Origin of the sequence: Yersinia sp. 2541 StPb PI (assembly GCF_052217145.1) — a bacterium.
In the GTDB taxonomy this organism is placed as follows: Bacteria; Pseudomonadota; Gammaproteobacteria; order Enterobacterales; family Enterobacteriaceae; genus Yersinia; species Yersinia enterocolitica_E.
Genome location: NZ_JAZGQB010000001.1, coordinates 4,597,005 through 4,620,448, shown reverse-complemented (window position 1 = coordinate 4,620,448; position 23,444 = coordinate 4,597,005). Strand labels below are relative to the sequence as shown.

Here is a 23,444-nt window from a genome sequence, read left to right as displayed (position 1 = left end):
TCGGTAGATAAAAACGGGTACTGATTTAATGCGGTACCCGTTTTATTTTTTGCTCAAAGAGGACGAAAAAGATTCACGGGGCGGTTTACAGCAAGAACTCGTGTAATGCTGAGTCTTTGCGATCAAGGAAATGGGTCGAACGGATACGGCGGATAGTGCGGGATTTACCCCGGATCAGCAGTGTCTCAGTGGTCGCCATGTTGCCTTTACGATAAATCCCTTCCAGCAAGTCGCCTTTGGTAATACCGGTTGCAGAGAAAATCACATTGTCATTACGGGCCATATCCCCCAATAACAGCACTTTACCTGCTTCAATACCCATGGATTTGCAACGAATCAATTCTTGTTCACCCATACGGCGGTTATCTTCGTTATCGCCCTTAACTTGATGGCGTGGCAACAAGCGGCCTTGCATATCGCCATCCAGTGCACGGATCACCGCAGCAGAAATGACACCTTCAGGCGCACCACCGATGCAGTACATCACATCGACTTCGCTTTCTGGCATGCAGGTCAAAATGGACGCTGCCACGTCGCCATCTGGAATGGCAAACACTTTCACCCCAAGTTGCTGCATTTCAGCGATGATACCGTCATGGCGTGGTTTAGCCAGTGTGATAACAGTTAAATCACTCAAGGGTTTATTGAGCTTGATGGCGATATTGCGCAGGTTTTGTTCCAGCGGTAGGTTAAGGTCGATAGCCCCTTTGGCTCCCGGTCCAACTACCAGCTTTTCCATGTACATATCCGGGGCATGTAAAAATGTCCCTTTATCTCCCACCGCCAGCACCGCCAGCGCATTTGCCTGGCCCATGGCGGTCATACGGGTGCCTTCAATCGGGTCAACCGCAATATCAACCGCATCACCTTGACCGGTCCCCACGTTTTCACCGATAAAAAGCATCGGTGCTTCATCGATTTCACCTTCACCGATAACAATCTGCCCATCAATATTGACTTGATTGAGCATAATACGCATGGCCCGTACGGCAGCGCCGTCGGCGGCATTCTTATCGCCCCGGCCCAGCCACTTATAGCCTGCCAGCGCGGCAGCTTCGGTGACACGGGAAAACTCGATGGCTAGTTCACGTTTCATGGTTAGACCTGTATCCCCGTCATACTTCAAGCTGCATGTGCGTTGGCTACGCTCGTTACTTGGCTCGTCAATGGGCCTCACAAGGCGAGACCGCTGCAAGCAGATTTTTCATCCCAGTCACCTACTTAATGTAAGCTCTTGGGGCTTTTCTCGCTTGCCACCTTTCTGCAACTCGAATTATTTAGGGTAATAGAAGAAGGATGTAAGCAGGAATTCTACCATCTTTGCGAAGTAAAGCCGTAGGGGTGTCTTTTGGCGGGATGAGATTTTTCACAATAAAAAGGCACCATCAGGAATGATGGCGCCTTTGGTTTACAAAAAACAGTGTAAAACAAGCGGGCCGTTACTCTTCGTGCTCTTCCCATGCCTGGGCACGCGCCACGGCTTTCTTCCAGCCACGGTAGCGAACATCACGTTCAGTGGTTTCAATCCCTGGGCGGAATTCGCGCTCAATCGTTGCCTTGCTTTTCACTTCATCCAGATCACTCCAGAAGCCAGTCGCAAGACCTGCCAGGAACGCAGCACCGAGAGCGGTACTTTCACGAACCGCTGGGCGTTCAACGCGGGTACCCAGAATATCGGCCTGGAACTGCATCAGGAAGTTATTCGCCACCGCACCACCGTCCACACGCAGTGATTTCAGACGTTCGCCGGCATCTGCCTGCATCGCATCCAGTACATCACGCGTCTGGTAAGCAATCGATTCAAGGGTTGCACGGATAATGTGGTTACTGTTAACCCCACGTGTCAGGCCGAAAATCGCACCTCGGGCATACGGGTCCCAATAAGGTGCACCGAGGCCGGTGAACGCTGGCACTACGTATACGCCGTTGCTGTCTTTCACTTTAGTGGCGAAATATTCGGAGTCGGTAGCATCACTGATCAGTTTTAGCTCATCACGCAGCCACTGGATAGATGCGCCGCCAATAAATACCGCGCCTTCCAGTGCATAGTTAACTTCACCTCGTGGGCCGCAGGCAATAGTAGTCAGCAGGCCATGAGTAGACTGAACGGCTTCTGTACCGGTATTCATCAACAAGAAACAGCCGGTTCCGTAGGTATTTTTAGCCATGCCGGGTTGTACACAAAGCTGACCGAACAAGGCCGCTTGCTGGTCACCCGCGATCCCTGCGATTGGAATACGGGTCCCGCCTTTACCACCAATGTTGGTCTGGCCGTAAACTTCTGAGGATGGACGGACTTCAGGCAGCATAGCGCGCGGAATATTCAGCGCTTTCAGCATACGGTCATCCCACTCTTTGGTACGGATATTAAACATCATGGTACGTGATGCGTTTGTGTAATCCGTAACGTGTACGCGGCCTTGGGTCATGTTCCATACCAGCCAGGTATCCACCGTACCAAACAGTAACTCACCGCGTTCAGCGCGCTCACGGGCACCCTCGACGTTATCAAGGATCCATTTCACTTTGGTGCCGGAGAAGTAAGGGTCGACCACCAGGCCGGTGTTGTAACGGATGTACTCTTCCAGCCCTTCTTTTTTCAGTTTTTCGCAGATATCAGCAGTACGACGGCATTGCCAAACAATGGCGTTATACACTGGTTTCCCAGTTACTTTATCCCAAACAATGGTGGTTTCACGTTGGTTGGTAATACCGATACCGGCGATTTCGTCAGAACTGATACCGGCTTTTGCCAGTACTTCAACCAGTGTTGAGCTTTGCGTCGCCCAGATTTCCATCGGGTCATGTTCAACCCAACCGGCTTTAGGGTAAATTTGAGTGAATTCGCGCTGAGAAACACTCACGATATTGGCATCATGATCCAGCACCACGGCTCTGGAGCTGGTGGTTCCCTGATCAAGCGCGACAATGTATTTCTTTTGAGTAGTATTTTCAGTTGTCATAGTTAGCCTACTTTTAAGTTGCCGTAAATCTATTGGGTAGTATCTATTATTTATGCTTTACGTTCTGTGGTCGTTACCGTGGTTTCTTCATCATCAACCACGCACACATCGCATGGTAAATGGCGGCCAATCAGGGCGCGATAACCGAAAGCACCGAGTAAAGCACCGACGATAGGCCCGAAAATAGGGACCAGGAAGTAAGGAATATCGCGCCCGCCAGTGAAGGCAATTTCGCCCCAACCTGCCAGATAAGCGAATACCTTTGGACCAAAGTCACGTGCTGGATTCAATGCAAACCCAGTCAATGGACCCATAGATGCACCGATAACGGCAATCAAGATACCAATCAGTAGAGGAGCCAGTGGGCCGCGTGGAATACCGTTACCATCATCGGTCAGTGCCAGAATCAGACACATCAGAATGGCAGTAATCACTGTTTCAACCAGGAAGGCCTGGAACACAGAAATATGTGGATTTGGATAAGTTGAGAAGATTCCGGCTAGATTCAGGCTCTCGGCGCTACCGCGAACCACTTGGTGCGTTTGTTCGAAATCGACAAACAGGTTGTAATAGAGGCCATACACTAACGCGGCAGCGCAAAATGCGCCGGCAACCTGCGCCACAATGTAAGGGAGAACTTTACGGCGATCGAAACAAGCGAATAACCACAATGCAATGGTTACGGCCGGATTAAGATGTGCACCTGAGATTGCTGCTGTCAAATAGATGGCCATGGCAACACCCAGGCCCCAAATGATACTGATTTCCCACTGCCCAAAACTGGCTCCAGCCAACTTCAATGCAGCAACGCAGCCTACACCAAAAAAGATCAGCAGACCGGTACCGAGAAACTCCGCAATACACTGGCCCTTCAACGTCGAACTAGCGGTTTGGCTCATAGTAGATGTCCTACAGACAGAGATTTATAGGGTATTTCTTATTTTTGCCCTTCGAACCGCGAAGGGAGTGATGTAAATTTATCGTTAACGAGCACAAACGAGAAATAGCGAAATCAAAATGTGTGTGGTGTGTCATAAAAATGAGCGATTTCGCGTTATTCACGGCTGTTAAGGGACTTTGAAAGTGTGATCAGACCAGTGGTTTCGCTATCAGTTGTTAAAGGCATGTATAATTTTACAGGATGGGTCATAGCGGTTTTTCGGTTTTTGCTGATAGTTACTGACACGAAATTGCTACAGAGTGTGGTTTGTACCGGTATGGCGCTAGACAGGGGGGGGCTGGCTACATACAATCGGTTTATCAAGAGCATCGTTTTTATCAAGCTGCGTTGCCTCTGCAAAGGAACGCGTTAGAACATAGCGCTTGTTACACCTAGTTCGATGGATATATAGCGCGATAAGTATTCACAGCAGTTTCATCTGCCGAGTGTCAGCTCAGTAGATACGGTGACTTAGTTAATACGGCGACGTCGGCTAAGAATGATGACTGCGACCAAAAGATGTACGCCTTGCTACCATAAGGGGACCGAAGAATGTCATTTGAAGTATTTGAGAAATTGGAAGTTAAAGTTCAGCAGGCGATTGATACCATCACTTTGCTACAGATGGAAATTGAAGAGCTGAAAGAGAAGAATAACACCCTGTCCCAAGAAGTTCAGGATGCTGCTGGTGGCCGTGAAGCCTTAGTGCGCGAAAATGAGCAACTAAAACAAGAGCAGCATGTTTGGCAGGATCGTCTGCGGGCACTGTTGGGAAAGATGGAAGAAGTCTAAGTGCTAGCTGGCTTAACGCAACCGTAATCGGTTGTTGAAGGCGGCTTGTCACGTAGCTACTGCAAATACGAAGTAGCAAAAAGGGCGATATCAATATCGCCCTTTCTTATGAAAATCAGAGGGATATTATTCAATATCCAGTGGTTCTTCTGACAAGATGATCCCAGTGTTATCTGCGTACAAGTGGTCACCAGAGAAGAATGTTACACCGCCAAAGTTCACACGGATGTCGCTCTCACCAATGCCTTCATCTGCCGCACCTACCGGAATTGCAGCCATTGCCTGAATACCGATATCTAACTCCGCCAGATCGTCTACCTGACGCACAGCACCGTAAACCACAATGCCTTCCCACTCGTTTTTCAATGCTAATTCAGCTAACTCAGCATCGATTAATGCACGGCGCACTGAGCCACCGCCATCGACGACCAGAACACGGCCCAGACCATTTTCTTCAAGCAGGTCGAACAACAAGCCGTTATCTTCGAAACATTTTACAGTAGTAATCTTGCCACCAAATGAAGTGCGCCCCCCAAAATTGGAGAACAGTGGTTCTACCACATTTACCTCTTCATGATAGGTATCACAGAGTTCGGAAGTATCATATTTCATAGGATTAACGTCTGGTTGCGGCTGGGAGATTAAGTATATCCCTTTCTGGCTGCTGTTGGCAAAATCATCAATTGTTAAATTTATCCGGGCTGGCCTTTATGGGGTGTGGCCCGGAGAAGGTTTGAAGAACAAATCGCTGGGATTAACTGAATACCAGACCGACAGCAAACAGAACGTTGGTCAGTAATGCGGCTTTAACCATATGCTCAAGCATTGGGCGCATACCCGCAGCAGTAGGCTCACGCAGTACAAACAGCGCATGTTTGACCAGTAACGGAACGGCTAGAATAAAGATCCAGCCGGCCCAGCTATGCAAATTCTGAAGTGTGAATATTGCCAGGCACAAAATTGCTGCCGCGATTAATATGGCATGATAATAACGTGCGACCACCGGCCCCAAACGCACTGCCAACGTGTTTTTACCATTAGCTGCGTCGTTTTCAATATCGCGCAAATTATTAATATTCAAAACCGCCGTTGCCAGTAAACCGCAGGCCGTGGCGGGTAACATCACGATAGTGTCAAAGTGCCCAGCCTGGAGATAGTAAGTCCCCGCGACACTCAGCCAGCCGAAGAAGACCAGTACTGAAATATCACCCAGCCCCATATAACCATAGGGTTTGCTACCGACGGTATAGGTAATAGCTGCCACAATTGCCATTAACCCAAGCAATAAAAAGCCTAAAACATCGCTGGGTTTTTCACAGGCCACAGCAATGAGTGCGATACCGGAAATAATCGTCAGAATAACGGTGACAATCAGCGCCACTTTCATCTGCTGGCGGGTAATCATCCCTTTTTGCATCCCGCGCAATGGCCCGATACGCTCTTCAGTATCACTGCCCTTGATGGCATCACCGTAATCATTAGCCAGATTAGATAGAATTTGCAGCAGGCCAGCAGTTAATAAGGCGAGGAGTGCTACGGCAGGTTTAAAACTATCGAGCCAGACAGCAAGGGCTGAACCGGTAACGATTGAGGCAAAGGCCAGTGGCAGGGTTCGTGGTCGCAGGCTTTCCAGCCAAGCCTGGGTCTGGCTGGTGTTGGTTGATAGGCTCATGTTTCGCTTCATTTTATTATATTAGGAGTCTGGTCCGCCCATATCGGCGTGTTAAAAACATTATGTCTGTCAAAAAACAACAGTGGGAGGCGATGCCTCCCACTCGATATTGTCTTGGCGGACTATTTTATCCAGCATAAAGATATAAAGCGAATTATAGGATAAAACGACTCAGATCTTCATCTGCTACCAGCTCATCAAGATGCTTACCAACATATACAGCATCAATAGTGATGGATTGACCATTACTTTCGCTAGCGTCATAGGAGATATCTTCCATCAAACGCTCCAGCACGGTATGCAAGCGGCGTGCGCCGATATTCTCGGTGCGCTCGTTAACTTGCCATGCTGCTTCAGCAATTTTGCGGATACCTTCGCGAGTAAATTCAACGGTAACCCCTTCAGTAGCCATCAGCGCTTTGTACTGCTCGGTTAATGAGGCACTTGGCTCGGTCAGGATACGCTCGAAATCATCGGTGGTCAGCGCCTGCAATTCAACGCGGATTGGCAGGCGGCCTTGCAATTCCGGGATAAGATCTGACGGGCTGGACACCTGGAATGCGCCGGAGGCAATAAACAAGATATGGTCAGTTTTCACCATGCCGTGTTTAGTTGATACGGTGCAACCTTCGACCAATGGCAGCAAGTCACGCTGTACCCCTTCACGGGACACATCCGGGCCTGACGTTTGACCGCGTTTACAGATTTTATCGATTTCATCGATGAACACGATCCCGTGTTGTTCAACGGCATCAATCGCCTGCTGTTTCAGCTCTTCTGGATTGACCAGTTTCGCGCCTTCTTCCTCAATCAGCAGTTTGAATGCGTCTTTGATTTTGACTTTACGCGGTTTTTGTTTCTGACCGGCGATGTTCTGGAACATAGATTGTAACTGGTTAGTCATCTCTTCCATGCCAGGAGGTGCCATGATTTCAACCCCCATCGGCGAAGCAGCCAGATCGATTTCAATCTCTTTGTCGTCCAGTTGCCCTTCACGTAATTTTTTGCGGAAAGCCTGGCGGGTAGCGGATGGCTCTTGTGTTTCATCCGGCTGGCCCCAGTTATTTTTGGCCGGTGGAATCAACACGTCCAGAATACGTTCTTCGGCTAACTCTTCAGCCCGGTAACGCATTTTCTCAATTGATTGATGGCGAACCATTTTCACAGCCGCATCGGTCAGATCGCGGATAATAGAATCCACTTCTTTACCAACATAACCCACTTCGGTGAATTTGGTCGCTTCAACTTTGATAAATGGCGCATTGGCCAATTTTGCCAGACGGCGAGCAATTTCAGTTTTACCGACACCGGTTGGACCGATCATCAGAATGTTTTTAGGGGTAACTTCGTGACGCAACTCTTCATTGAGCTGCATACGGCGCCAGCGGTTACGCAGGGCAATTGCCACCGCACGTTTAGCTTTATCCTGGCCGATGATGTAGCTATCAAGTTCGCTGACGATTTCGCGTGGGGTCATTTCAGACATGTCACTCTATCCTTACGCTTTATACGTTAATTCTTCGATGGTTTGGAAGCGGTTGGTATAGATACAGATATCCCCCGCAATGCTCAGAGACTTCTCAACGATATCTTTGGCACTTAATTCAGTATTGTCTAACAGCGCGCGCGCGGCAGATTGGGCATAAGGCCCACCGGAACCGATAGCAATCAGGTCGTCTTCTGGTTGAACAACATCGCCGTTGCCGGTAATGATGAGTGATGCTGTTTCATCCGCTACAGCCAGTAGTGCTTCAAGCTTGCGTAACATACGATCAGTACGCCAGTCTTTGGCTAACTCGACAGCCGCTTTAGTCAGGTGGCCTTGATGCATCTCCAGTTTGCGCTCAAACAGCTCAAACAGCGTAAAGGCATCGGCAGTACCGCCAGCAAAGCCCGCAATCACTTTATTGTTATAAAGGCGGCGTACTTTTTTGGCATTACCCTTCATTACGGTATTACCCAGAGTGACCTGGCCATCACCACCAATAACGACATGACCATTACGACGTACACTTACAATTGTTGTCACGAGCGGACCCTCGTTGCAGACTGAATGAGTCCCCGTACTGCCTGTCAAAAAACAGCACGGGGTATATTGAGATTATAAATGGGGGAGGATTGCGACTTTTCAACCCCCTACAGTGAGGGGAATGCATCCTGATTGACCCGCGCCTTTCAAACGTTGCAAGGTACTATCAGCGGCTGCTTTGGTACTGTAAGGGCCAAGGACCACACGATTCCAGCCACCACCGCTGGTAATGCGGCTTTCGATACCGCCAAATGCCAATTGGGCGCGGATAGATTCGGCCTGATCGATGGCTTTGAATGAACCACACTGCACCATCCAACGTTGTGCTTTTTCTTTCTCTTTTTCCGGTTTCGGCGGTGTAACGGCCGGTGTTACCGGAGCTGCCGGTTGCGCGCGTTGTGGGGTAGCCACAGGCGATTGTACCTGCGTCTGCTGCTGTACCGGCGCGGTAGTCTGGCGCGGCGGTGTTAGCGGCTGCTGTTGCAGGGTCGTGACCGGTGGTTTGATGGTCACAGCAGAGCGTGGCACCGTCATCCCTTGGTTATACGGAACCTCTGATAACTGCGTTGGCTGCTGGCGCATATCTGCCTGCATCTGCTCTAGCAATTGGCGCTGCTCATTAGTCAGTTGCGTTTTAGAATTGGCTTCGCCACCAGCAGAGGGCTCTGTAGGTGTTGGGACACCAATCTGACGGTTTTCCAGCTCTTTAATATAACGCCAGCGTTCTTCGGGTTTGGGAGGTAACCCATTACCGGTACGAGGATCATGGCTGGGCAATAACGGAAGCTCACCCGGCTTATTATGGGTGATGAAATAGAGGCCACCAACAAATACCACTAATAGCGCGACGGCCAGCGCCACCACGGTTTTAGATACTGCTGGCGCACTGCGTTTTTTCCGGCTGGTGCTTTTGCGCCGCGCTCCTGAGCGCCCTCGGCTTACATAATCTCTTTGTGCCACTATCGTTTCGCTGCGTCTTGATGATGGAATAAGTCCGTCATGTTACTGAACCCCTGAATATTTGCCTAGCGTTTAGGCGCAGCAGTACTTTCCCTGACAATTAACTCGGTGTCTAACAACCGGGAGCCACTTTGTACTGAATGCCCTTGTAGCTGCTCAAGTAATAGTAACATGGCTTGCTGACCAATTTGATAACGTGGTTGAGCCACGGTGGTCAAAGGGGGATCACAATACTGTGACAACTTCAGATCGTCAAAGCCTACCAGCGAGACATCCTGCGGGATACGTAGTCCCATTCTCTTTGCCTGCCACATCGCGCCTATCGCCATCACATCATTGTGACAAAATATTGCTGTTGGGGGATGAGGTAATGCCATCAGCACCGCAAAGGTTTCTGCGCCAGCTTCATAGCTAAAGTCACCGCGCATAATATAGTCACTGTCGACAGCGATACCATTACGACGCAGTGCCTGAATATAGCCCTGGAGCCGATAATGACTTAGCGGCAAACTTTCCGGCCCGGCAACACAGGCAATACGTTTGTGCCCCAATTCATGTAGATAATTAACCGCTTCATAAGCGGCAGTCAGATTATCGATATGTACCGTTGGCAGTTCCAGTTCAGGAGCGAACTCGTTTGCCATCACCATTGGCGGCAAATTGCGCTGCTCTTCTTTGCTGGCATCAAAAGGCAGATTGGAACCTAACAACAACATGCCATCAATTTGCTTGGTAATGATCAGGTTAACGAAGCTACGCTCTTGCTGGGTTTGTTGTGCGCAATCGCCAATTAAGATCAGATAACCTTGCTGGGCTGCCGCATACTCAATCCCTTGAATGATATCAGCAAAAAACGGGTCACTAATATCCGGTACAATAACCAGAATCGTGCGCGATTCATTACGTTTAATATTGCGGGACAAAGCATGAGGAGAATAACCCACCGCCAGAACAGCTTGCTCCACTTTTTGCCGGGTTACTGTTGACACTTTTTCCGGGTTCATCAGTGCGCGTGACACCGTCGCAGTTGAAACACCTGCCATTTCAGCAACGTCTTTCATGGTAGCCATCGTGAATTCTTTCTTATGTTCCAACGCCTTTCTCCTTGCTCTGGCTCCGAGCCAGCACTGATGCTTAATGCAGGCTTTCCGTCATTCTATACAGATAGTGGGGGTAATTTGTTACCTAATTTGCATAAAAAGTGTGACATAAGTAGGTTTTTTCGAACTGGCTCGCAGAAAGCGGGGTAATCGATTGCTTTGTGGCACAGATCAAACAATAAATTCCCCAAGTGAAAGAGAGAGTACTCAACGTTATTGGCATTAATTAAGGCGGGGAATTAGCTGTCTATTGGGTCAACATCCAACGTCCACTTAACCTTACGTGCCTGCGGCAATGTATTGATTAGCGGCTGAGAGGTTTTAATCAGCCGTTGTAGCAATTGCCGTGAAGGGTGCTGTAACAGCAATTGCCAACGGAAGCGTCCACTGCGTTTGGCCTGCAATGCGGGCACTGGCCCCATAATCCACAATGCATCATCTTTGAGTGGGCTGGCTTCCAGCAAATTACGCAATTGTTGCAGGAACAGCGCGGATTGCTGGTTATCGTGATCTTCACTGCGCACGATGATATGGCTGGTATAAGGCGGTAAAAATACGCTTTTACGTTCCTCTAGGGCCTGTTTGGCAAAGGCATCGTAGCCCTGTTGCAGCAAAATTTGCAGCAGTGGATGCTCAGGGTGGTGTGTTTGTAAAATAACTTCACCTTGCTTACCCGCGCGCCCGGCACGACCTGAAACTTGTGTATAAAGCTGGGCAAACCGTTCTGCCGAACGGAAATCTGCCGAGAACAGTGCGCCATCGACATCCAGCAAGGCCACTAGCGTGACATCAGGGAAGTGATGCCCTTTAGCCAACATTTGGGTACCAATCAAGATGCGCGATCCCCCTTGATGGACATCAGCCAAATGCTGTTCCAGCGAGCCTTTGCGGCTGGTGGTATCGCGGTCAATTCGAGTGATGGGAGTATCCGGGAACAGAGGAGCCAGTTCGTTCTCTAACTGTTCAGTGCCAACACCGACAGAGACCAGATGGGTTGAACCACATTTTGGGCATTGCTGAGGCACCGGGCGCTGGCTGTCGCAATGGTGGCAGCGCAACTGACGGTGATTTTGATGCAAGGTGTAATAGTGGTCGCAACGCTGGCATTCAGCAATCCAGCCACACTCATGGCACAGTAGCGCGGGAGCATAGCCACGGCGGTTCAGGAACAAAATTACCTGATTATCGGCCTGTAAATGGGTTTTCATCCGTTTTAGCAGTGGCTGAGAGAGGCCAACTTTAAGCGGTAAGCCTTTTAAATCGAGCAAATGCTGTACGGCGGGTTTGGCATTCCCCGCCCGTTTAGATAGCGTCAACTGGCGATATTTACCCATTTGCACATTGTGCAGGGTCTCAAGCGCCGGGGTCGCCGTGCCCATCACGATAGGAATGCCTTCTTCACGGGCCCGAAATACGGCTAAATCCCGGGCATGATACCGCCAGCCTTCTTGCTGTTTATAAGAGCTGTCGTGCTCTTCATCGATAATAATGACCCCGAGGCGGGAAAACGGCGTAAACAGTGCCGAGCGGGTACCAATAACAATTGCGGCTTCGCCGTTACGCGCCCGTAGCCAGACGGACAAACGTTCGCTGTCATTTAAACCTGAATGGAGCACCTCAACGGGGGCGTTAAACCTTTCGCGAAAACGAGCGATAGTCTGTGGGGTCAGGCCGATCTCAGGGACTAAAACCAACGCCTGGCGGCCTTGTGCCAGAATATTTTCCAGCACGCTCAGATAAACTTCTGTTTTACCGGAGCCGGTCACCCCAGCCAGCAGCCAGACTGCAAACTGGGTATCTTCACTGCGAATCGCCCCAACGGCGGTTGCCTGCTCGGTATTCAGCCGCAGGCGCTCACCCAGAACGGCGAAGCCGTTGCGCCAATCGGTAGTCGCGATTTCCTGTGCCCGCAGGTCAATTAGCCCTTTACTGCGTAATGCCTGCAATGCGCTTTCGGTGAGTGCCATTTCATTAACTTGATGGCGATAGACCGGTTTTTGCAATAATGCGGCAAGCGCTTGTTGCTGCTTCGGGGCGCGTTTTAAGCTTTCCGGTGGTGTGGCTCGCCCTTGTTCGGTTGCGAACCACTGCCACAACGGCGCAGATTGGGCAGGCTTCCCTTGGCGCAACAGAATAGGTAGAGCATGGAACAGCACTTCACCTATCGGGTAATGATAATACTCGGTTGCCCAGCAGAGAATGCGCCACAAGCTGGGTGGGAATAAGCTGCGCTCATCCAGAACGGCGTCAATGGCTTTCAGTTGTTCAAGGGGGAATGTGCTGGTATCACTGATACCCACCACAATTCCGATGGCTTTGCGTTTACCAAATGGCACACTAACGCGAGCACCGACCACCGGGCAGGCCATGGCGCTGTCTAAACGGTAATCAAAGCTACGGGCCAACGGTACGGGTAATGCCACTTGAACAACGGACATGTGTTTTCATCCTGATAACTAAAATTGGTCTAAATAAGTACAATTGGCCTATACCCTAAATAATTCGAGTTGCAGGAAGGCGGCAAGCGAGAAAATCCCGATGAGCTTACATGAGTAAGTGATTCGGGTTATTGAGCACAGCCAACGCACATGCAACTTGAAGTATGACGGGTCTAAATAAAGATTGAACAGTTTACACTGCGTGCTTCACAATGTGCGGATTCGATTGCGCGGTTTGGTCAAATTCTGTATGATTCGCCGCCTTTGGTATAATTCGATATCAAATCCTGTTAACAACCGTTGCTTACTTTATCCGCAGCTGTTCGTTAACAATCAAATTGTTATTTATCAATCGTGTGGTGTCTGGCGGAACAGGGCTGGATAGCGACACGGCCTAAATATAGAGGTTTTCCATGAAACAAGGTATCCACCCTAAATACGAACAAGTTACTGCTTCTTGCTCTTGCGGTAACGTTATCAAGATCAACTCTACTGTTGGTCATGACCTGAATCTGGACGTGTGCGGCGAATGCCACCCGTTCTACACTGGCAAGCAGCGTGATGTTGCTACCGGTGGCCGTGTTGACCGCTTTAACAAGCGTTTCAGCATGCCGGGCGCTAAGAAGTAATTATTGCCCGTCAGATGAAAAAGGCACCTTCGGGTGCCTTTTTTGTTTCTACATTTCAGGTTCACTATGACTAATGAACCGAGTGGTCGCTGGGGATTAGTATTCCCAGGTATCGGGGTCAACACCCAACTCACGCATTAAAATTTTCGCGGCTTCCGGGATTTCATCGCTACGTTCTTTACGCAGGTCTTCGTCATTCGGTAGCGGCTGGCCGGTAAATGCATGCAAAAAGGCCTCACACAACAATTCACTGTTGGTGGCGTGGCGCAGGTTGTTCACCTGACGGCGGGTCCGTTCATCGGTGAGGATTTTTAACACCTTCAGCGGAATGGATACCGTAATTTTTTTGACCTGTTCGCTTTTCTTACCGTGTTCAGCGTAAGGGCTGACATACTCGCCGTTCCACTCAGCCATGGGACACCTTAAATTTGTCGGGAAAATACAAAATTCTGAAAACCGGCCAATTATGCCCGATCTTCGCTGTTCTCACTAAATAAATGTCGATTTTACTAGAGCAACATCACCCATTTAATCATTTTACTACTTATTGATAGCCGTTACCTTTCGATATGGTCTTTGCGGTTAAACAAAACACCACCGAAAACTCACTGACATCATTAAGATAGTTAAAGCCTCTACAATTTTAGCGGTTATTATTCCATTGCTCAATCTATACGCAAAGAAGTTTAGATGTCCAGATGTATTGACGTCCGTAATTTGTGCGTCTAATCTGGCGTAACATTTTCTTGATAACCGGCTGGTGGAAATCCATATGACGCGTAAACAGGCAACAATAGCAGTCCGTAGCGGGTTGAACGATGACGAGCAATACGGCTGCGTTGTCCCCCCGATTCACCTCTCCAGTACCTATAATTTTATCGATTTTAATCAGCCGCGCGCACATGATTATTCACGTCGCGGGAATCCGACGCGCGATGTGGTACAGCGTGCACTGGCGGAACTGGAAGGTGGTGCGGGTGCAGTCATGACCAGCAGCGGGATGTCGGCGATTCATTTGGTTTGCACCACATTCCTAAAACCGGGTGACTTGCTGGTCGCCCCACACGACTGTTACGGCGGCAGTTATCGTTTATTCGATAGTCTGAGCAAGCGCGGTGCTTATCGGGTGCTGTTTGTCGATCAGGGTGATGAAACGGCATTGAGCCGGGCCTTGGCGGAAAAACCCAAGCTTATATTGATTGAAACACCCAGTAATCCGCTGCTACGGGTGGTAGATATTGCCGCTATCTGCAAGGCGGCACATGCAGTAGGTGCTCTGACGGTTTGTGATAACACGTTCCTCAGCCCTGCCTTGCAGCAGCCACTCTCTTTAGGGGCGGATTTGGTGGTTCACTCCTGTACTAAATACCTAAATGGTCACTCTGATGTGGTCGCTGGTGCGGTAATTGCCAAAGATCCTGAGCTGGCGGTTGAGCTGGCATGGTGGGCGAATAATATCGGGGTAACGGGGGCAGCATTTGATAGCTACCTGTTATTACGCGGTTTGCGTACCTTGTCGCCACGTATGGCTCAGCAGCAACGTAACGCGGATGAGATTGTTCGTTATTTACAGCAGCAGCCTTTAGTGAAAAAGCTGTATCATCCTTCTCTGCCACAACATCCCGGCCACGAAATTGCCTGCCGTCAGCAGTCTGGTTTCGGTGCGATGCTCAGTTTTGAGCTTGATGGTGATGAACAGCTACTGCGTCGCTTCCTCTCAGCCCTTGAGTTATTTACTCTGGCGGAGTCTTTGGGCGGTGTGGAAAGTCTGATTTCCCATGCAGCGACCATGACCCATGCCGGTATGGCACCAGAAGCGCGCATTGCCGCAGGTATTACTGACAGCTTGTTGCGCATTTCCGTGGGTATTGAAGACAGCGAAGATTTGATTGCCGATTTGGAAAATGCTTTCCAGTTGGCGGGAACGAGGTAAGCATGAATGCAACAGCGGTAGCAGCGGCGGTGACCGGCCGTCAACTGCATAAGTTTGGTGGTAGTAGCCTTGCGGATGTGAAGTGTTACCTGCGGGTGGCCAATATTATGGCCAATTACAGTCATCCTGGTGATCTGATGGTGGTGTCTGCGGCAGGCAGTACCACCAACCAACTGATTAGCTGGTTGAAACTGAGCCAAAGTGATCGTCTTTCTGCTCATCAGGTGCAACAAAATTTACGTCGTTATCAACATGATCTGATCAGTGGTTTATTGTCTCCAGAAATGGCCGAACCGCTGATTAGTGAGTTTATCCATGATTTGGAGCGTCTGGCGGGCCTGCTGGATAACAAAGTCGACGATGCAATTTACGCCGAAGTGGTGGGGCACGGTGAGATTTGGTCCGCCCGTTTGATGGCGGCGGTTTTAAACAAGCAGGATATGAACGCCACCTGGCTGGATGCCCGTAGTTTCCTGCGTGCAGAGCGTGCGGCACAACCACAAATCGATGAAGGCCGTTCTTACCCGCTGTTACAACAATTAATGGCCCAGCACCCACATCAACGTTTGGTGGTGACAGGGTTTATCTCGCGCAGTAATTCCGGTGAAACCGTGCTGCTGGGGCGTAACGGCAGTGACTACTCGGCGACACAAGTCGGGGCGCTGGCGGGTGTCGAGCGCGTGACCATCTGGAGTGATGTTGCTGGGGTATACAGTGCTGACCCACGCAAAGTAAAAGATGCCTGTCTGTTACCGTTGCTACGATTGGATGAAGCCAGTGAATTGGCCCGTCTGGCAGCACCGGTGCTGCATACCCGCACGCTACAGCCGGTTTCAGGCAGCGATATCGATTTACAACTGCGTTGTAGTTATCAGCCAGAGCAGGGTTCAACCCGCATTGAGCGCGTACTGGCATCAGGTTCGGGGGCGAAAATCGTTACCAGCCATGATGATGTCTGCCTGATCGAATTGCAGATTGCCGGTCATCACGATTTCTCGCTGGCGCAGAAAGAGATTGATTTGCTACTCAAACGTGCGCAAATCAAACCGCTAGCCACCGGTATTCATCCCGATCGCAATCTGTTGCAACTCTGCTATACCTCCGAAGTAGTTAACAGTGCACTAAGAGTGCTGGAAGATGCCGCGCTGCCGGGTAAATTATCCCTACGCGAAGGGCTGGCACTGGTCGCACTGGTGGGCGCGGGGGTTTGCAAGAACCCACTGCACAGCCACCGGTTCTACCAACAGTTAAAAGATCAGCCAGTTGAGTTTATTTGGCAGGCAGAAGATGGGATCAGCATGGTGGCCGTTTTGCGCCTTGGTCCGACTGAACACCTGATTCAGGGCTTGCACCAATCACTGTTCCGTGCAGAAAAACGCATTGGTCTGATGCTGTTTGGCAAAGGTAATATTGGTGCCCGCTGGCTGGAACTGTTCGCCCGCGAGCAGAAGAATATCTCGGCGCGCAGTGGTTTTGAGTTTGTGCTAGCAGGTGTGGTGGATAGCCGCCGCAGCCTGTTAAGTTACGATGGGCTGGATGCCAGTCGGACATTGGCATTTTATGATGACGAAGCCAAAGAGCAGGATGAAGAGTCGCTGTTTTTATGGATGCGAGCACACCCGTTTGATGATTTGGTGGTGCTGGATGTGACCGCTAGTGAGTCGCTGGCCGGACAATATCTGGATTTCGCCAGCTACGGTTTCCACGTTATCAGCGCCAACAAACTGGCCGGAGCATCCAGTAGCAATAACTACCGCCAAATTCGCGATGCTTTTGCCAAAACCGGCCGCCACTGGCTGTACAACGCCACGGTGGGCGCTGGCTTACCGGTTAACCACACGGTGCGTGATCTACGTGATAGCGGCGACAGTATCTTGGCGATCAGTGGTATCTTCTCCGGCACGCTGTCGTGGTTATTCCTGCAATTTGACGGCACGGTACCCTTTACCGAATTAGTAGATCAAGCCTGGCAACAAGGTCTGACTGAGCCAGATCCACGTGTGGATCTTTCAGGCCAGGATGTGATGCGTAAACTGGTGATTCTGGCCCGTGAAGCGGGTTATGACATTGAACCGAATCAGGTGCGGGTGGAGTCGCTGGTGCCTGCTGGTGCTGATGTGGGGTCGGTAGATCAGTTCTTTGAAAATGGCGAAGCATTGAATCAGCAAATGATTCAGCGCTTAGAAGCCGCGAATGAGATGGGGTTGGTGTTACGTTACGTGGCACGCTTTGATGCTAATGGTAAGGCTCGAGTGGGCGTTGAAGCAGTCCGTGCTGACCATCCGCTGGCCTCATTGCTGCCGTGCGATAACGTCTTTGCCATTGAGAGCCGTTGGTATCGCGATAACCCACTGGTCATTCGTGGCCCAGGTGCCGGGCGTGATGTTACTGCTGGTGCAATTCAGTCTGATTTAAACCGCCTGTCTCAATTGCTGTAATTTGCATTAACTCGCCTCTTCTGCTTAAGCGGAGGAGGCGAAACTGCCTCTTTAACCCATCCCTCTTTAATGCCGGTCCCCAAGAGCGCATATTGCTGACAGGCAGTAAGCGAATACCGCGAACCCCTGTAACTTCAAGGGTTAGAGGTCTACATGAATTTTCCGCGTATGGCGTGTGAAGATTAATCATCACCCTAAACTTATTTAAAAGTTGACTCTTTAGCCAACTTCCGTCATTTTCTATTTAGCCGTCTAAACGTATAGACGCTCATAAATGAGCGGTAACAGATAACATAAGTCGTCATAACGACAATGGAGTAACAGGGTATGAGTTTTTTCCACGCCAACCAGCGGGAAGCGCTGAATCAAAGTCTGTCAGAGTTGCAGGGTCAGATTAATGTTTCTTTTGAGTTTTTCCCGCCGCGTACCAGCGAGATGGAAGAGACCCTGTGGAGTTCGATTGATCGTCTGAGCACCCTGAAACCCAAGTTTGTCTCGGTGACTTATGGCGCGAACTCTGGCGAGCGCGATCGTACCCACAGCATCATCAAAGGGATAAAAGAGCGCACTGGCCTGGAAGCCGCACCACATCTGACCTGCATTGATGCTTCACCGACTCAGTTACGTGATATTGCTACCGATTACTGGAACAGCGGTATCCGTCATATCGTTGCTCTGCGAGGGGATTTGCCACCGGATAGTGGTAAACCAGAAATGTACGCATCTGATTTGGTGACCTTGCTGAAAGACGTAGGGGATTTTGATATCTCGGTGGCGGCTTATCCAGAAGTCCATCCTGAAGCTAAAAGCGCGCAAGCTGACCTGATCAACCTCAAGCGTAAGATTGATGCGGGTGCTAACCGGGCAATTACCCAGTTCTTCTTTGATGTTGAGAGCTATCTGCGTTTTCGCGACCGCTGTGTGGCTACCGGCATCGACGTTGAAATCGTGCCGGGCATTTTACCGGTATCCAATTTTAAACAGCTTCAGCGCTTTGCCACCATGACCAACGTGCGGGTACCACACTGGATGACCAGTATTTTCGAAGGGCTGGATAATGATCCTGAGACGCGCAAAATGGTGGGTGCCTCAGTGGCGATGGATATGGTGAAGATTTTAAGCCGTGAAGGGGTGAAGGATTTCCATTTCTATACCTTGAATCGGGCAGAGTTGAGTTATGCGATTTGCCATACTCTTGGGGTGAGGCCGTAAGTTGTTAAAGGGGCGCTGGCCCCTTTTCATCATAATCATCAAGTAAACAAAAGATAATCAGGGGAATCGCTTCCCCCAAAATCAATGGTTAACCTGTATTGCGCATGCCCGCAGCGACACCGGCGATAGTCACCATCAATGCCTGCTCAACACGGGCATCTGGGTGCTCATGCTGGCGCGAACGGTGCAACAGCTCAGCTTGCAGCACGTTCAGTGGATCGGTATACACATTACGCAACGCGATCGATTCCGCAATCCACGGCAAATCAGCCATCAAGTGGTCATCGTTGGCGATAGCCAGCACCACTTTAATATCCGCGGCTAACTGGTCACGTAATTGCTGACCCAACGGCCACAGTGATTTATCCACTAAACGTTGGTCGTAATACTCCGCCAGCCACAAATCAGCTTTGGCGAACACCATTTCCAGCATCCCGATACGGGTAGAGAAGAATGGCCAGTCACGACACATCGTGGCTAATACTTCTTTCTTACCGGCATCAATCGCTTTTTGCAAACCGGCCCCCGCACCCAGCCAGGCAGGTAGCATCAGGCGGTTTTGTGTCCAAGCGAAAATCCATGGAATGGCACGTAAGCTCTCGACTCCGCCATCCGCACGGCGTTTTGCCGGGCGAGAACCCAATGGCAACTTACCTAATTCCAGCTCTGGGGTCGCGGCGCGGAAGTAAGGGACAAACTCAGGATTCTCACGCACGTAGCCGCGATACATATCGCAGGAAGCGTCCGATAGAATGTCCATCACCTCAACCCACTCTTTCTTCGGCTCTGGCGGCGGTAACAGATTGGCTTCCAGAATCGCTCCGGCATACAGCGCCAGACTGCTGATAGTGACTTCCGGCAGCCCAAATTTAAAGCGGATCATCTCGCCTTGTTCAGTGACGCGTAAGCCGCCTTTTAAGCTACCCGGAGGCTGAGAGAGCAGAGCTGCATGTGCAGGCGCACCGCCACGGCCGATAGAACCGCCACGACCGTGGAACAGCGTCAGAGAGATACCGGCCTTCTCACAGGTTTTGATCAACGCATCTTGCGCCCGATATTGCGCCCAAGATGCAGCCATCACGCCAGCATCTTTTGCTGAGTCGGAATAGCCAATCATTACCATTTGCTTGCCTTGGATCAGGCCGCGATACCAGTCGATATTTAGCAACTGGGTCATTACTTCGTCGGCATTGTTCAGGTCATCAAGGGTTTCGAACAATGGCGCAACGGGCAGAGTGAATGGGCAACCCGCTTCTTTCAGCAGCAAATGCACTGCCAGCACGTCTGATGGCACTTTAGCCATGGAGATAACGTAAGCGGCGATAGAGCCTTGTGGTGCTTCGGCAATCACCCGGCACGTTTCCAGCACTTCTTGTGTATTAGCACTCGGTTCCCATTTCAGCGGAACCAGTGGGCGCTTGGAGTTCAGCTCGCGGATCAGGAAGGCTTGTTTGTCCGCCTCAGACCAGCTTTCATAATCGCCGAGGCCCAGATAACGGGTCAGTTCAGCGATGGCATCGGTGTGGCGGGTACTTTCCTGGCGTACATCGATACGCACCAATGGCACACCAAAACAGCGTACGCGGCGCAGGGTGTCCAGCAGTTGGCCGTTAGCAATGATCTCCATGCCACAGGCTTTCAGAGACTGATAACAGGCGTAAAGTGGGTCCCACAGTTGGTCATTACTCACCAGCAAATCAGTCGGTGGCAAGACACGTTCGCCTTTCAGACGGTCTTCCAGATAAGCCTGAGTATTGGTCAACTGGGTACGGACGCGTTTCATTAATTCGCGATAAGGTTCGACCACCTCTTCGCCACCGGCCAATTCACGCAGTTCCGGGGTACATTCCGACATGGACAGCTCTGATACCAACACTTGAATATCACGCAAGAACAGGTCGGTGGCTTTCCAACGGCTGAGTAACAGCACATGGCGGGTAATTTCAGCGGTAACGTTCGGGTTACCGTCACGGTCCCCCCCCATCCAAGAGGTGAAGCGTATTGGCACGGCCTCTACAGGCAAGCGGTAATCGAGCGAGTTTTGTAACTGCTCGTTAAACTCACGCAGGAATGCGGGCACACCTTCCCACAGGCTGTTTTCAACCACGGCAAAGCCCCATTTGGCTTCATCTACTGGGGAAGGGCGTATTTTACGAATTTCGTCAGTATGCCACGATTGTGCAACTAACTGGCGCAAACGACGCATGATCTTGTTGCGTTCGTAATCGGCTAAGTCATTGTGATCCAACTGGCTCAGGCAGGTATTCACTTCCACCAGTTTGTGGATCAGGGTGCGACGTGTAATTTCGGTTGGGTGAGCGGTTAACACCAACTCAATGGATAACTCATCAACCGCGCTGCGCATATCTTTCTCACTCAGCTTTTTATCTTTTAAGCGCGTGAAAAGCTGGGCCAGAGCTTCTGGGTTACTTGCGGCTTCACCGTGTGGTGAAATACTGTGATATTGCTCTGCCGTATTCGTCAGATTGAGGAATTGGCTAAAAGCACGGGCTACCGGCAGCAGCTCGTCGTTGGACAGATTTTGCAGCGTGGTCAGCAGTTCTTGACGGCTCGCTTCATTACCAGCACGCGAAGATTTGGATAATTTACGGATGGTTTCTACTTTTTCAAGGATGTGTTCACCAAGCGCTTCTTTGATGGTGTCCCCGAGTAGCGTACCGAGCATACTGACGTTACTTCGCATTGCGGAATATTGTTCGTTCATATGACCCCTGACCCATATCCCCTTCGCCCTTGACGCCGCAGGGTGGTTAGCGACGCTTACTCACCTGAATCACTGACCGGTGTCAGCTTATCGGGATTAATGAGCCTCAAAGAGGCTCACCCTGCGGGCTAGCATAAATGCTGTTCAAATCGGTCTTCAACCGATTTGTCTTTCACTTGCTGCCTACCTGCAACGCCAATGACTTTGGGTATAAACTTTTATGGTTTCTTTTTGTAAATTAATTTCACCCAAAAGGCCGAGATGGACAATTCCACTCGCCACGTTCAATTCCATACTCCAATTGACACTATTTTTAGCAAAAAAACATCAATTTTAGGGATATTGCTGAAATTTAATTACCAAGGTCAGGTTATCAGTCTTCCTAATAGGCAAAATTGATCGCCTACCCCATAAGAGGTAATTACTGCTGGCAGAAATGGTCAACCAACTGACCAATCAGCTCGCGGGTTGGCTCGATAAAGGCCATATCGATAAATTCATCTGGCTGATGGGCTTGATCGATCGAACCGGGTCCCAGCACCAGAGTTGGGCACACTTGCTGGATAAACGGCGCTTCGGTGCAGTAGTTCACCACCGCGGTACGCTCACCCAATAATTTCTCGATAACCCCTACCATATGGTGATCGGTTGGGCATTCATAGCCTGGGATCGGTGGATGCAGTTCGTCAATGCTCAAACGGCCTGGCCAGCGCTGGCTTACCGGTGTCAGCGCTTCGGTCATTAACTCATTCAGATCACTTAATGTCAGGCCCGGCAACGGGCGGATATCCATATGCAATTCGCAGCAAGCACAGATACGGTTTGCCGCATCACCGCCGTTAATATGACCAAAATTCATGGTGGGATACGGAATAGTAAACGCCGGATTGTGATAACGCTCTTGCAACTTGGTGCGTAGCTTCATCAATTGAGTGATAGATTCATGCATTAAATCAATGGCATTCACCCCACGTGCCGGATCGCTAGAATGCCCAGACTGACCGGTAATTCGGATAGCATTGGAAATATGCCCTTTGTGCGCCCGCACCGGTTGCAGCGAGGTTGGCTCACCGATAATGGCAAAATCTGGGCGCAACTGGCTGGAGGCGGCAAAGTAGCGCGCGCCTGCCATGGTGGTTTCTTCATCGGCGGTTGCCAGAATATACAGCGGCTTGCTCAGTTTGCTGGCATCGATATCGCGCACCGCATCCAGAATAAAGGCGAAAAAGCCTTTCATGTCGGCGGTACCCAAACCATACAACTTATTGTCATGTTCGGTCAGGGTGAACGGTGAGCGCGTCCAACGCCCTTCATCAAAAGGCACTGTATCGGTATGACCCGCCAGCAATAATCCACCATTGCCTTCTCCAATGCTGGCAAGCAGATTAAATTTGTGGCGTGTATCGGGCACGGGTTGGATCTCGACACGAAAACCCAAGTCTGCAAACCATCCGGCCAACAAGTTGATTAACGCCTCATTACTTTGATCGAGAGCGCTATCGGTTGCGCTGATCGATGGCGTCGCGATTAACGCCCGATACAGCTCAATAAATGGAGGTAATTTCATCTTCACTGTTGACAGCCTTTGGTTAGGATAGTATCAATATTCATGC

Annotated in this window: 18 protein-coding genes; 5 read left to right on the top strand and 13 right to left on the bottom strand. The window is 50.3% G+C overall.

Annotated elements, in window-relative coordinates; translation table 11 throughout:
* Nucleotides 1–85: 85 nt before the first annotated feature.
* The 3 genes from glpX to V1953_RS20710 all read right to left on the bottom strand — a co-directional run bounded on the left by glpX (nt 86) and on the right by V1953_RS20710 (nt 3,862).
* Nucleotides 86–1,096 (bottom strand): class II fructose-bisphosphatase, encoded by a 1,011-nt coding sequence (glpX, locus tag V1953_RS20720; RefSeq protein WP_083161768.1) that lies wholly within the window; start codon nt 1,094–1,096, stop codon nt 86–88.
* A gap of 343 nt (nt 1,097–1,439) precedes the next feature.
* Nucleotides 1,440–2,963 (bottom strand): glycerol kinase GlpK, encoded by a 1,524-nt coding sequence (gene glpK, locus V1953_RS20715; protein ID WP_083161770.1) that lies wholly within the window; start codon nt 2,961–2,963, stop codon nt 1,440–1,442.
* Between the two features lie 50 nt (nt 2,964–3,013).
* Entirely contained in the window at nt 3,014–3,862 is an 849-nt protein-coding gene (locus V1953_RS20710; RefSeq protein WP_083161772.1) for an MIP/aquaporin family protein, read from the bottom strand.
* A 593-nt stretch (nt 3,863–4,455) separates the two neighbouring features.
* Between V1953_RS20710 and zapB the strand changes: the two genes are divergently transcribed.
* Nucleotides 4,456–4,695 carry a septal ring assembly protein ZapB gene (zapB, locus tag V1953_RS20705; RefSeq protein ID WP_004704796.1) on the top strand — a complete coding sequence of 80 codons (240 nt, stop codon included), beginning with the start codon at nt 4,456–4,458 and terminating at the stop codon, nt 4,693–4,695.
* A 126-nt stretch (nt 4,696–4,821) separates the two neighbouring features.
* Here the strand turns inward: zapB and rraA are convergent, their stop codons facing one another.
* The 7 genes from rraA to priA form a co-directional block, all read right to left on the bottom strand.
* A complete protein-coding gene (rraA, locus tag V1953_RS20700) occupies nt 4,822–5,307 on the bottom strand; it encodes a ribonuclease E activity regulator RraA (RefSeq protein WP_083161774.1) in 486 nt (161 codons plus the stop codon).
* Nucleotides 5,308–5,449: 142 nt separating this feature from the next.
* Nucleotides 5,450–6,367, bottom strand: a complete 918-nt coding sequence (locus tag V1953_RS20695) for a 1,4-dihydroxy-2-naphthoate polyprenyltransferase (protein ID WP_083161776.1) — start codon at nt 6,365–6,367, stop codon at nt 5,450–5,452.
* Nucleotides 6,368–6,521: 154 nt separating this feature from the next.
* Nucleotides 6,522–7,853, bottom strand: a complete 1,332-nt coding sequence (gene hslU, locus V1953_RS20690; RefSeq protein ID WP_083161778.1) for an HslU--HslV peptidase ATPase subunit — start codon at nt 7,851–7,853, stop codon at nt 6,522–6,524.
* A gap of 12 nt (nt 7,854–7,865) precedes the next feature.
* Nucleotides 7,866–8,396 (bottom strand): ATP-dependent protease subunit HslV, encoded by a 531-nt coding sequence (gene hslV / locus V1953_RS20685; protein WP_005190517.1) that lies wholly within the window; start codon nt 8,394–8,396, stop codon nt 7,866–7,868.
* A gap of 99 nt (nt 8,397–8,495) precedes the next feature.
* Nucleotides 8,496–9,356, bottom strand: coding sequence for a cell division protein FtsN (gene ftsN, locus V1953_RS20680; RefSeq protein WP_442851254.1), 861 nt, complete (start codon nt 9,354–9,356; stop codon nt 8,496–8,498).
* 65 nt (nt 9,357–9,421) lie between these two features.
* Complete coding sequence (gene cytR / locus V1953_RS20675; protein WP_083161782.1) at nt 9,422–10,450, bottom strand: DNA-binding transcriptional regulator CytR; 1,029 nt, start codon at nt 10,448–10,450, stop codon at nt 9,422–9,424.
* Nucleotides 10,451–10,695: 245 nt separating this feature from the next.
* Nucleotides 10,696–12,894 carry a primosomal protein N' gene (priA, locus tag V1953_RS20670; RefSeq protein WP_083161784.1) on the bottom strand — a complete coding sequence of 733 codons (2,199 nt, stop codon included), beginning with the start codon at nt 12,892–12,894 and terminating at the stop codon, nt 10,696–10,698.
* Between the two features lie 413 nt (nt 12,895–13,307).
* Here priA and rpmE point away from each other — a divergent pair, with 413 nt between their 5' ends.
* Nucleotides 13,308–13,523 carry a 50S ribosomal protein L31 gene (rpmE, locus tag V1953_RS20665; RefSeq protein WP_083161786.1) on the top strand — a complete coding sequence of 72 codons (216 nt, stop codon included), beginning with the start codon at nt 13,308–13,310 and terminating at the stop codon, nt 13,521–13,523.
* Nucleotides 13,524–13,619: 96 nt separating this feature from the next.
* Here the strand turns inward: rpmE and metJ are convergent, their stop codons facing one another.
* Complete coding sequence (gene metJ / locus V1953_RS20660; protein ID WP_004392248.1) at nt 13,620–13,937, bottom strand: met regulon transcriptional regulator MetJ; 318 nt, start codon at nt 13,935–13,937, stop codon at nt 13,620–13,622.
* A gap of 358 nt (nt 13,938–14,295) precedes the next feature.
* On the opposite strand from metJ, the gene metB reads away from it, so the two are divergent.
* From metB to metF, 3 genes are all read left to right on the top strand, one after another.
* The gene (gene metB / locus V1953_RS20655) at nt 14,296–15,456 is read left to right on the top strand and encodes a cystathionine gamma-synthase (RefSeq protein WP_083161788.1); all 1,161 of its coding nucleotides are present in this window, start codon (nt 14,296–14,298) and stop codon (nt 15,454–15,456) included.
* A 2-nt stretch (nt 15,457–15,458) separates the two neighbouring features.
* Nucleotides 15,459–17,894: a bifunctional aspartate kinase/homoserine dehydrogenase II gene (locus tag V1953_RS20650; RefSeq protein WP_083161790.1), complete on the top strand. Its 2,436-nt coding sequence runs from the start codon at nt 15,459–15,461 to the stop codon at nt 17,892–17,894.
* Nucleotides 17,895–18,221: 327 nt separating this feature from the next.
* Nucleotides 18,222–19,106 carry a methylenetetrahydrofolate reductase gene (gene metF / locus V1953_RS20645; protein ID WP_083161792.1) on the top strand — a complete coding sequence of 295 codons (885 nt, stop codon included), beginning with the start codon at nt 18,222–18,224 and terminating at the stop codon, nt 19,104–19,106.
* A gap of 88 nt (nt 19,107–19,194) precedes the next feature.
* Here metF and ppc read toward each other — a convergent pair whose 3' ends face one another.
* Nucleotides 19,195–21,831 carry a phosphoenolpyruvate carboxylase gene (gene ppc, locus V1953_RS20640; protein ID WP_083161794.1) on the bottom strand — a complete coding sequence of 879 codons (2,637 nt, stop codon included), beginning with the start codon at nt 21,829–21,831 and terminating at the stop codon, nt 19,195–19,197.
* A 421-nt stretch (nt 21,832–22,252) separates the two neighbouring features.
* On the bottom strand, nt 22,253–23,398 hold the full coding sequence (gene argE / locus V1953_RS20635) for an acetylornithine deacetylase (RefSeq protein WP_193784854.1): 1,146 nt from the start codon (nt 23,396–23,398) through the stop codon (nt 22,253–22,255).
* Between the last annotated feature and the right edge of the window lie 46 nt (nt 23,399–23,444).